8 protein-coding genes and 1 tRNA gene are annotated in these 10762 nt (G+C 71.5%); 8 read left to right on the top strand and 1 reads right to left on the bottom strand.

The window, feature by feature from the left end; genetic code table 11:
- The first annotated feature begins 452 nt into the window (after window positions 1–452).
- Window positions 453–959, top strand: a complete 507-nt coding sequence (locus ACFV0O_RS39965) for a hypothetical protein (RefSeq protein WP_380349522.1) — start codon at window positions 453–455, stop codon at window positions 957–959.
- Window positions 960–1149: 190 nt separating this feature from the next.
- Here the strand turns inward: ACFV0O_RS39965 and ACFV0O_RS39960 are convergent, their stop codons facing one another.
- Window positions 1150–1638, bottom strand: a complete 489-nt coding sequence (locus ACFV0O_RS39960; protein ID WP_360253100.1) for a YajQ family cyclic di-GMP-binding protein — start codon at window positions 1636–1638, stop codon at window positions 1150–1152.
- Between the two features lie 217 nt (window positions 1639–1855).
- On the opposite strand from ACFV0O_RS39960, the gene ACFV0O_RS39955 reads away from it, so the two are divergent.
- The 7 genes from ACFV0O_RS39955 (at window position 1856) to kdpC (ending at window position 10622) form a co-directional block, all read left to right on the top strand.
- Window positions 1856–1936: transfer RNA gene (locus ACFV0O_RS39955), tRNA-Tyr, on the top strand.
- Between the two features lie 438 nt (window positions 1937–2374).
- On the top strand, window positions 2375–3460 hold the full coding sequence (locus tag ACFV0O_RS39950; RefSeq protein ID WP_380349517.1) for an FUSC family protein: 1086 nt from the start codon (window positions 2375–2377) through the stop codon (window positions 3458–3460).
- A 484-nt stretch (window positions 3461–3944) separates the two neighbouring features.
- The gene (locus ACFV0O_RS39945; RefSeq protein WP_380349515.1) at window positions 3945–5777 is read left to right on the top strand and encodes an APC family permease; all 1833 of its coding nucleotides are present in this window, start codon (window positions 3945–3947) and stop codon (window positions 5775–5777) included.
- Between the two features lie 319 nt (window positions 5778–6096).
- Window positions 6097–6186, top strand: a complete 90-nt coding sequence (kdpF, locus tag ACFV0O_RS39940) for a K(+)-transporting ATPase subunit F (RefSeq protein ID WP_380349512.1) — start codon at window positions 6097–6099, stop codon at window positions 6184–6186.
- A 1-nt stretch (window position 6187) separates the two neighbouring features.
- Window positions 6188–7852: a potassium-transporting ATPase subunit KdpA gene (gene kdpA / locus ACFV0O_RS39935; RefSeq protein ID WP_380349509.1), complete on the top strand. Its 1665-nt coding sequence runs from the start codon at window positions 6188–6190 to the stop codon at window positions 7850–7852.
- Window positions 7852–9969 carry a potassium-transporting ATPase subunit KdpB gene (gene kdpB, locus ACFV0O_RS39930; RefSeq protein ID WP_380349506.1) on the top strand — a complete coding sequence of 706 codons (2118 nt, stop codon included), beginning with the start codon at window positions 7852–7854 and terminating at the stop codon, window positions 9967–9969. The genes kdpA and kdpB overlap by 1 nt, the downstream gene beginning before the upstream one ends.
- A gap of 17 nt (window positions 9970–9986) precedes the next feature.
- Window positions 9987–10622: a potassium-transporting ATPase subunit KdpC gene (gene kdpC / locus ACFV0O_RS39925; protein WP_380349503.1), complete on the top strand. Its 636-nt coding sequence runs from the start codon at window positions 9987–9989 to the stop codon at window positions 10620–10622.
- Window positions 10623–10762: the final 140 nt, after the last annotated feature.

Genomic DNA, 10762 nt, shown 5'->3' with positions numbered 1-10762 from the left:
AACGTCTCCGACCGCCTGGTCCGGGAGACCCCGAACGCCTGGAAGCCGGACCAGTACTCGAACCCGGACAACCCGGCCTCGCACTACCACTCCACGGCCGGGTGGGGGCGCGTGCGTGGAACTCATGCGGTCCTCCTCCGGTACGGCCCCGGTCGACTGCGGTCGACTGCGGTCGGTGGCGATCGGCCGTGGCCGGCGCCGCCCGGTGGCGGGCTGCCGGTCGGCGCGGGGGACCGGGAGAGGGGGCCCGGTGCAGGCCGTACCCGGTCAGTCCACCCGGGGACCGGGGCCGCCGCATGCGGCACGCACCCGAGTGGGTGACCGGCCGCGGCCCCGGGGCGTACGCGTCGGGGCGCCTCTTGACGGTGCTCAGTCTGCTCTACGGTCTCCGACCGGGCACGGAATCATAAATTCCGGGCCGACTGTCGGTGCGGTGAGACACCATGTCCGGCATGTCCTACGAACTCCAAGCGCTGATAGGAACATTGGAGCTGCTGCGGGTGGCGGCGGCGGAGGTTCCGGCGGCCCGGGTGGTGCCGCTGGCGCAGGGGCTGGCGCTGATTCCGGTCACCTCCGGCGTCCTCGCCGCGCTCCAGGGCGACGGCAGCGTGCGGAAGCCCGGTGGCGGCTCCGGGTTCAGCTGGTACTCCGACGGTTTCGAACTCCGGCTGGCCGCCTGGTCGAAGGCCGGCCCTCTCGCCTGCGTCGAGGCCGAGTACTACGGCGGCAGCGGCATGCAGCGCGCCGCGGTCTGGGAGGACGGCCGGGTCGTCCTCGGCCCGCTCGCCGTCGGCGAGTTCGAGCCCGTGCCGCCGGAGGGCGCCCCGATCTCCCGGGCCCTGCGGCGGATCGGCGCGCGCACCGAGGAGAGGCGCTCGGACGAGTTCGACTCGATCGGCCTGGGCGCGTACCGCAGCACCGGCAGCTGGGCCGGGACGGACCGGGTCGGTGTCGACTGAGCCGACGGCCGGGCGGCCGGGGGCTGCGTACCGGCCCCCGTGATGCGGGCGGGGCCCCCCCCCCCCCCGGGGGCGGGGGCCCCCCCGCCGGCCCCCCCCCCCGGGGGCGGCCCGCGGGGGGGGGGGGGGGGGGGCCCGGCGGCGGGGGGGGGGGGCCCCCCCCCGGGCCGAGGTCAGTCGTGGTCCGCGGTCAGCGGTAGTTCACGTACTGGATCGCGAAGTCCAGGTCCTTGCCCTTGAGCAGGGCCTGGACGGCCTGGAGGTCGTCGCGGCTCTTCGAGCTGACGCGCAGCTCGTCGCCCTGGACCTGGGCCTTGACGCCCTTCGGGCCCTCGTCACGGATGATCTTCGCGACCTTCTTCGCGTCCTCCGTGGTGATGCCCTCCTTGATGTTCGCGAAGATCTTGTACTCCTTGCCGGAGAGCTGCGGCTCCGCGGCGTCCAGAGCCTTCAGCGACAGGCCGCGCTTGACGAACTTCGTCTGCAGCACGTCGAGGATGGCGCGCACGCGCTCCTCGCCGTTGGCCTTCATCTCGATCTTCTCGCCGGAGCGGCTGATCTCGCCGCCCACGCCCTTGAAGTCGAAGCGCGTCGCGATCTCGCGGGAGGTCTGGTTGATCGCGTTGTCGACCTCCTGCCACTCGACCTTCGAGACGATGTCGAAACTGGAGTCGGCCATGGGTGTTGGTCTCCTTGATGCTCTGGCTTCACTGGCACGGCCCGCCCCACCGGGCGTCCGCCGCCCCAGCCTATCCAGCGCCGCCCCGCCCTCGCCCGCGGCAACCGCGTGCCGTTCCTTGATCATCGCGTGGTCTATCGAGTGGCGGAGCACCCCCCGGCATCGGGTATGGTTTACCACGTCGAACGGGGCGAACACCCCGGAAGACGAACATCCTGGCTGGTTGCCCGAGCGGCCAAAGGGAGCAGACTGTAAATCTGTCGCGCAAGCTACGCAGGTTCGAACCCTGCACCAGCCACAGGATAGAAAACAGCCCCTGATCTGCGGAAACGCAGATCAGGGGCTGTTTTGTCGTGCTCGAACGCCGGTCATGCCGGATGGCCGTTTTACGTGGTTTGTCTCACCTCTTTTCGCCCGGATCCCAGTCCTGGCCAGCGGTTCCGGACCAGGCGCGGACCAGGCGCGGACCAGGATCCCGGGCCGGCGGCACCGGGCGGGCTCAGCCGAACCGCCGGTGAGGAGTCGCCCCGGCCCGTGTTCGCCGACGCACCGACCCGGAGCCCGCGGCGTCGGCTGCGCTCCGCATCGGGGAGCGCGCGGCGAGTCGCGTCGCGGCGATCTCCCGGGGCGCCAGACAATGCGGGATCAGAGCGACATACCGGGCAGTGGGCGAGCAAGGGTGGCCATGAGCAGCGCAAGCGAACGAGACGGCCGGCCCGTTCACCGGGGGAAGACGATGAGCTGGGTGTCGAAGGTGTTCGAGCTCGACCACGCGGGCGTGAACTGGCGGCGAGCGGTGGTGTTCCTGGACGTCGGACTGGTGCCGCTGATCGTCTTCTGGGCGATCGGGCATGAGGAGTATCTGCTCAGCGCCCTGTTCGGCATGCTGTTCACGTCGCTGGCCGACCCGGGTGGCGGTTTCGGGTACCGCGCGTCGCACAACGCCGTCTTCGCGCTGATCGGCGCGGGGATCACCGCGCTGGCGTTCGGGATCGGGGGCGAGGCCTGGGGGTGGCTGGCGCTCGCGGCCTTCGTGGTCACGCTGGTGGCCGGCCTGGCCCTCGCGTTCGGGGTGCACAGGTTCGTCAGTGCCATGCTGCTCAACGTCTGGTTCGTCGTCGCCGTCGGGCTCGCGTTCAACCTCCACCATGCCGCCCGCATCACCGACTACACCTGGGCCCAGGTGGTCGCCTGGGCGGGCGGGGCAGCACTGTGGATGCTGATGACGTTCGTCGAGTGGCTGGTCCGCGGCCGCCGGGACCTGGCCCAGCCGTTCGTCGAGATCCCCGGAGACACCTCGCGCAAGAAGCTGACCCCACCGGTCGTCGTATTCGTGGTGCTCCGCGCCCTGGTCATCGGCGGCACCGTCGCCCTCGCGTTCGGGCTGGACCTGCAGTACGGCTACTGGATCCCGATCGCGGCCATCATCGCGATGAAGCCGAACCTGGAGCAGAGCACCCTCGTCTCGGCCCAGCGCCTTACGGGTGCGTTCATCGGCGCCGTCGCGGCCGCGCTGCTGCTCCTGCTGCCCGCCAGTGAGACCGGCCTCCGGGTGTTCGCGATGGCGCGCGGACTGGAAGTCGTCGCGCTCGTCCTCTTCGTGCACGCCGTCGGGATCCGCTTCCTGAACTACGCCCTCTACTCCGCCGCCATCGCCGCCGGCGCGCTCATCCTGGTCGACCTGCCGCAGCCCTCCCACTACGCCGCCGAGGGCTACCGGGTGTTGTGGACGGTGTGCGGCGCGGGTATCAGCCTGCTCGTCATGCTGCTGGCGGGCCTGCTCGCCAAACGCGCCGCCAAGCGGCCGCAACGATCGGCCTGAACGCGTCGGCCGCCGGCGCGGTTGCCGGTGGATTCATGACCGGTCGGCGCGTCAGGGCCCCGCGGGTGGTGGGTCGGTCTCGGCAGTCCACCCTGCCCCCGCTCCTGTCCCTGCCCCCGCCCCCGCTCCGGCCCCTCTTTCGCAGGGTTCTCCCGTGTCGCGACGCCCGGCGTCGACGGGGCAGCTATTGCACATTGCTTGCAATTACGCTCATCAGGCAGCAGAGTGGGATGCCGGGGGTGGGAGTCCTTCGACTGAGCTGATCGTCTTCCCAACCGGCGCCCGCCGGGACAACCGGCTCGCCCACCCCCGCCACCCCCTCTCCCCACCGGACGCCGGACGCCGGACGCCGGAAGTGTCGAGGGCCCGTCAAGGGCCCGTCAAGGCCGCTCGGCGTCGCGTCAGGAACGCGTAGGGGCCACCGGAGGGCCGGGCGCGCGGACCGCAGGATCGGAGCAACTACCGACCGCGGAGGTTCCGTCCGATGTCCAGCGCCATCACCAGCCCGGCCGTCACGGCCGAACCCCAGCCGCCGGACGCCGGTGCGGGCGACGAGCGGCACCGGCTCAGCGTGCTCGGCGGGCTGGCGGCGCTCTCGCTGGACGCCATGGCCTCGGTGGCGTACGGCCCGGAGTCGATCGTCCTGGTGCTGGCCGCGGCCGGCGGGTACGGGCTGGGCTTCACGCTGCCGGTCACCGCGGCGATCGCGGTCCTGCTGGCGGTGCTGGTGGCCTCGTACCGGCAGGTGATCGCGGCGTTCCCGGACGGCGGCGGCGCCTACGCGGTCGCCAGGCAGCACCTGGGCCGCCGGGCGGCGCTGACCGCGGCGGCCTCTCTGGTGGTCGACTACGTCCTGAACGTGGCGGTCTCGGTCACCGCCGGCGTGGCCGCGCTGACCTCCGCCGTACCGGGCCTGTACGACCAGCGGGTCTGGCTCTGCCTGGGCGTGCTCGTCCTGGTCACCGCGGTGAACCTGCGGGGGATCGCCGAGTCGGCGCGCTGGTTCATGGTGCCGACGGCCGTGTTCGTGCTGTCGATCCTGGCGATCGTCGTGGTCGGCCTGTTCCGGGACGGCCCGGTGAGCACCGCGGCCGCCGAAGGCCACGCCTCGGTGCTCGCCGGGAACGCCACCGCCGTCGGCGCGCTGCTGCTGCTCAGGGCGTTCGCGGCCGGCTGCTCCGCACTGACCGGCGTGGAGGCGGTGGCCAACGCCGTCCCCTCCTTCCGCACCCCCCGGGTGAAGCGGGCCCAGCACACCGAGACGGCGCTCGGCGCGCTGCTCGGCGTGATGCTGGTCGGACTGGCCGTGCTGATCGGGCGCTTCCACCTCCAGCCGGTCGAGGGCGTCACCGTGCTCGCCCAGCTCGCGGACGCCTCGCTCGGCCACGGCGCGGGCTTCTACGTCGTCCAGTTCGCCACCGTGGTCCTGCTCGGACTGGCCGCCAACACCTCCTTCGGCGGGCTGCCGGTGCTGATGGACCTGCTCGCCCGGGACAACCACCTCCCGCACGTGTTCGCACTGCGCGCCGACCGCCAGGTGTACCGGTACGGCGTGCTGTTCCTCGCCGTGGTGTCGGCGGCGTTGCTGGTCGGCTCCGGCGGGGACGTCAACAGCCTGGTGCCGCTGTTCTCGATCGGCGTCTTCGTCGGTTTCACGATCTGCCAGGTCGGCATGGTCCGGCACTGGTACCTGCGGCGACCGGCCGGCTGGCACCGGAAGGCCGCGCTGAACGGCTTCGGCGCGCTGCTCACCGGCGTCGCCGCACTGGTCGTCACCGGCACCAAGTTCACCGAGGGCGCCTGGGGCATCGCGGTGGCCCTGCCGCTGTTGGTGGTGCTGTTCGAGGCGATCCACCGCAGCTACGGCCGGATCGGCGAGCGGCTGGAGCTCGGCCGGGTGCCCGGCCCGGTGACCCGGCAGCGCAGCCTGGTCGTCGTCCCGGTGACGGCGATCACCCGGCTCACCCGGGACGGCCTGTCGGCGGCGCTCTCGCTCGGCGACGAGGTCATGGCGGTCACCGTGGTGCACGAGCCGACCGCGGCCGAGGCGCTGCGCCGGGACTGGGAGCTGTGGCAGCCGGGCGTACCGCTGGTGGAGGTCCCGGACGACCACCGCCGGCTGGGGCAGCCGATCGCCGCCTTCGTCAACGAGCTCGGGGCGGAGCACGCCTACGACCGGCTGACCGTGCTGATCCCCGAGGTGGAGCCGGCCCACTGGTGGCAGCGGGCGCTGCAGAACCGGCGCGGCGCGGTGATCGACCGCGCCCTGCGCCGGCACACCGACGCGGTGGTCTGCCGGCTGCGGATGCGGATGTGACCAGCGCGGGAGTCCCACGAACGGCCCCGGACGGCACCTGCCGTCCGGGGCCGTTCGTCGTCCCACGACGGTGCGCGTCAAGGTCGCGTCAACGCGGCGCCGTCACCCGTATGGAGGGCGTCAGGGCCCGATAACGCGCCCCTGACGGCTGCTTTGCTGCATGTGCCGGTCGTCCGCCGGCGCCGCGCGAGCCCTTCGGCCCAGGTCGCGGCATCTCCCGAACCACGCTGGTGGAGCCCATGTCCGATCTCATCTACGTCGGTGTCACGGTCGCCGTGTTCGCCGTCATCGCCCTGATCGCGCGGGGGGTGGAGAAGCTGTGAGTGCAGAGAACATCGCTGGTCTGGCCGTGGCCGTCGCACTCGTCGGCTACCTCGTCGTGGCGCTGATCTTCCCGGAGAAGTTCTGACATGGGATCCACTCTCGCGGGCTGGCTGCAGGCCCTCGCCCTCGTCGGCGCGCTGGCCCTGTGCTACCGCCCCCTGGGCGACTACATCGCCCGCGTCCTGACCACCTCGAAGCACCTCAGAGCCGAGCGCGGCATCTACCGGGTGATCGGTGTCGACGGCGACGCCGACCAGCGTTGGTCGGTGTACCTGCGCTCGGTGCTGGCCTTCTCGGCCGTCTCCGTCCTCTTCCTGTACGGCCTGATCCGGCTGCAGGGCTACCTGCTGCTGAACCTGGGCGTTCCGCAGATGGAGGGTCACCAGGCCTGGAACACCGCGATCTCGTTCGTCGCCAACACCAACTGGCAGTCCTACGCGGGTGAGTCCGCGATGGGCCACCTGGTGCAGATGGCGGGCCTGGCGGTGCAGAACTTCGTCTCCGCGGCCGTCGGAATCGCCATCGTGGCGGCGCTGATCCGGGGCTTCACCCGCAACCGGACCGACCGGGTCGGCAACTTCTGGGTCGACCTGGTCCGGATCAACCTGCGGCTGCTCCTGCCGATCGCGTTCGTGTTCGCCCTGGTCCTGGCCGCCTCCGGCGTGATCCAGAACTTCCACGGCTTCCACGAGGTGACCACGCTCAGCGGCGGGGTGCAGCAGATCCCGGGCGGCCCGGTGGCTTCCCAGGAGGTCATCAAGCTGCTCGGCACCAACGGCGGCGGCTTCTTCAACGCCAACTCGGCCCACCCCTTCGAGAACCCGAACGGCTTCTCCAACCTGGTCGAGGTCTTCCTGCTGCTGGTGATCCCGTTCGCGCTGCCGCGGACCTTCGGCCGGATGGTCGGCGACAACCGCCAGGGCTACGCGATCGTCGCCGTGATGGGCCTGTTCTGGGTCGCCTCGACCGCCCTGCTCACCTTCGCCGAGTCCCAGCACTCCGGCAGTGCGCTGCAGGCGGCCGGCGCCGCGATGGAGGGCAAGGAGCAGCGCTTCGGCATCGCGGCCTCGGGTCTGTTCGCCGCGTCGACGACGCTGACGTCGACCGGTGCGGTGAACTCCTTCCACGACTCGTTCACGCCGTTCGGCGGCGGGCTGACGGTGTTCAACATGATGCTGGGCGAGATCGCGCCCGGCGGCACCGGCTCCGGCCTGTACGGCATGCTCGTGCTGGCGATCGTCGCGGTGTTCGTCGCCGGGCTGATGGTGGGGCGCACCCCCGAGTACCTGGGCAAGAAGCTCGGCGGCCGGGAGATGAAGTTCGCCTCGCTGTACATCCTCACCACGCCGACGATCGTGCTGGTCGGCACCGGTGTGGCGATGGCCCTGCCGGGCGAGCGGGCCGGGATGCTCAACTCGGGCGCCCACGGCTTCTCCGAGGTGCTGTACGCCTTCACCTCCGCCGCCAACAACAACGGCTCGGCGTTCGGCGGCATCACGGTCAACACCGACTGGTACGACACCGCGCTTGGCCTGGCGATGATCTTCGGCCGGCTGCTGCCGATCGTCTTCGTGCTGGCGCTGGCGGGTTCGCTCGCCCAGCAGCAGCCGGTTCCGGCCACCCCGGGCACCCTGCCCACTCACAAGCCGCTGTTCGTGGGCCTGCTGTCGGGCGTGATCCTGATCGTCGTCGGCCTCACCTACTTCCCGGCCCTGGCTCTCGGGCCGATCGCGGAAGGTCTCACCTCCTGATGTCCACCCCCACGCTCAACTCCGCACCGGCCGACACCGAGGCCGCGCCGGCCGCGCCGCACAGAGTGGCCAGCGGCCTCCTCGACCCGAAGCTGATCGTCGCCTCCCTTCCGGACGCGGTGAGGAAGCTCGACCCCCGGGTGATGATCAAGAACCCGGTGATGTTCGTGGTCGAGGTGGGCTCGGTCGTCACCACGATCTCCGCGATAGCCGACCCGTCCGTGTTCGCCTGGTCCATCACCGTCTGGCTCTGGCTGACCACGGTCTTCGCCAACCTGGCCGAGGCCGTCGCCGAGGGCCGCGGCAAGGCGCAGGCCGACACCCTGCGCAAGACCAAGACCGAGAGCGTCGCCCGCCGGCTCACGAACTGGCCCGCCGGTGACGCCGAGGAGGAGGTCCCGGGCACGGCCCTGCGGCTCGGCGACCACGTGGTGGTCGAGGCCGGTCAGGTCATCCCCGGTGACGGTGACGTCGTCGAGGGCGTCGCCTCGGTGGACGAGTCGGCGATCACCGGTGAGTCCGCGCCGGTCATCCGCGAGTCCGGCGGCGACCGCAGCGCCGTCACCGGCGGTACGAAGGTGCTGTCCGACCGGATCGTGGTGAAGATCGCCTCGGAGCCCGGCAAGTCGTTCATCGACCGGATGATCGCCCTGGTCGAGGGCGCCGCCCGGCAGAAGACGCCCAACGAGATCGCGCTCAACATCCTGCTGGCCTCGCTGACCATCGTCTTCCTGGTCGCGGTCGTCACGCTCCAGCCGATGGCGACCTACGCGGGCGCCCCGCAGTCGATGATCGTGCTGGTCGCCCTGATCGTGGCGCTCATCCCGACCACGATCGGCGCGCTGCTGTCCGCGATCGGCATCGCCGGCATGGACCGGCTGGTGCAGCGCAACGTGCTGGCGATGTCCGGGCGCGCCGTCGAGGCCGCCGGTGACGTCAACACCCTGCTGCTCGACAAGACCGGCACGATCACCCTGGGCAACCGCCAGGCCGCCGAGTTCCTGCCCGCCCCGGGCGTGGGCACCGACGAGCTGGCGAGCGCCGCGCAGCTCTCCTCCCTCGCGGACGAGACGCCGGAGGGCCGCTCGATCGTGGTCCTCGCCAAGACCGAGTACGGTCTGCGGGCCCGCGCCCAGGGCGAGTTGACGCACGCCACCTGGGTGCCGTTCACCGCCCAGACCCGCATGTCGGGCGTCGACCTGGACGAGGCGGACGGGGTGCACCAGGTCCGCAAGGGCGCGGCCGGCGCGGTCACCGCCTGGGTGGCCGAGAACGGCGGCTCGGTCGGCGACGAGGTCTCCGCCCTGGTCGACGGCATCTCGGCGGCCGGCGGCACCCCGCTGGTCGTGGCGACGAGGACGGGTGGCAGGCCCGCCCGCGTCCTCGGGGTGATCCACCTCAAGGACGTGGTCAAGGAGGGCATGCGGGAGCGCTTCGACGAGCTGCGCCGGATGGGCATCAAGACGGTCATGATCACGGGCGACAACCCGCTGACGGCCAAGGCGATCGCGGAGGAGGCCGGCGTCGACGACTTCCTCGCCGAGGCCACCCCCGAGGACAAGATGGCCCTGATCAAGAAGGAGCAGGAGGGCGGCAAGCTGGTCGCGATGACCGGCGACGGCACCAACGACGCCCCCGCCCTCGCCCAGGCCGACGTCGGCGTCGCGATGAACACCGGGACCATGGCGGCCAAGGAGGCCGGCAACATGGTCGACCTCGACTCCAACCCCACCAAGCTGATCGAGATCGTGGAGATCGGCAAGCAGCTGCTGATCACCCGCGGCGCGCTGACCACCTTCTCCATCGCCAACGACGTGGCCAAGTACTTCGCGATCATCCCCGCGATGTTCGCCGGGGTCTACCCGGGCCTGAGCCACCTCAACATCATGGGCCTGCACAGCCCCCAGTCCGCGATCACCTCGGCGATCATCTTCAACGCCCTGGTCATCATCGGCCTGATCCCGCTCGCCCTGCGCGGCGTGCGCTACCGCCCCTCCGACGCCAGCTCCCTGCTGCGCCGCAACATCGGGATCTACGGCTTCGGCGGTCTGGTCGTGCCGTTCGTCGGCATCAAGCTGATCGACCTGGTCGTCCAGTTCATCCCCGGCCTCAACTGAGAGAGGAGTCCACCGCGATGTCCAAGCCCCTGCCCGCCTCCGTGCGGACCCACTTCACCGCACTGCGCGTGCTCCTGGTGCTGACCGTCATCCTCGGAGTCGTCTACCCGCTGGTGGTCACCGGCATCTCCCAGGTCGCCTTCGGCGACAAGGCCAACGGCTCGATCGTGAAGGCCGACGGCAAGGAGGTCGGCTCCAGCCTGCTCGGCCAGAACTTCAACCTGCCGAAGAAGAACCCGGACGACCCGAAGGAGGAGGCGCAGCCGGACCCGAAGTGGTTCCAGCCCCGGCCCTCCGCCGCCGGGACGGGCTACGACGCCTCCTCGTCCGGCGCCTCCAACCAGGGCCCGAACAGCGACGACCTGCTGAAGGCCGTCAACGACCGCCGCGCCGCCGTCGCCGCCTTCGACGGCGTCGACCCGGCGAGCGTCCCGGCCGACGCGCTGACCGCCTCCGGCTCCGGCCTCGACCCGGACATCTCGCCGGCCTACGCCAAGGAGCAGGTCAACCGGGTCGCCAGGGAACGCGGACTGCCGGCCGACAAGCTGAACCAGCTGGTCGACACGTACACCGAGGGCCGCTCGCTCGGCTTCCTCGGCAACGAGGCGGTCAACGTCGTCCTCCTCAACAAGGCGCTCAGCGAGCAGAAGTGACACCGCATCGGAACAGCGGTTGAACCGGGCCGGGGGGGGGCCGCGGGGGGGCCGCCCCCCCCCCCGCGCGGCCCCCCGCCGGCGCGCCGCCCCCCCCCCCGGCGGGCCGCCCCCCCCCCAGGGGGCGGTGACGCGCCGCC

This window comes from Kitasatospora sp. NPDC059577 (assembly GCF_042735475.1).
In the GTDB taxonomy this organism is placed as follows: domain Bacteria; phylum Actinomycetota; class Actinomycetes; order Streptomycetales; family Streptomycetaceae; genus Kitasatospora.
The sequence above is the reverse complement of the archived record's forward strand: the minus strand, read 5'-3'. Positions and strand labels throughout refer to the sequence as shown.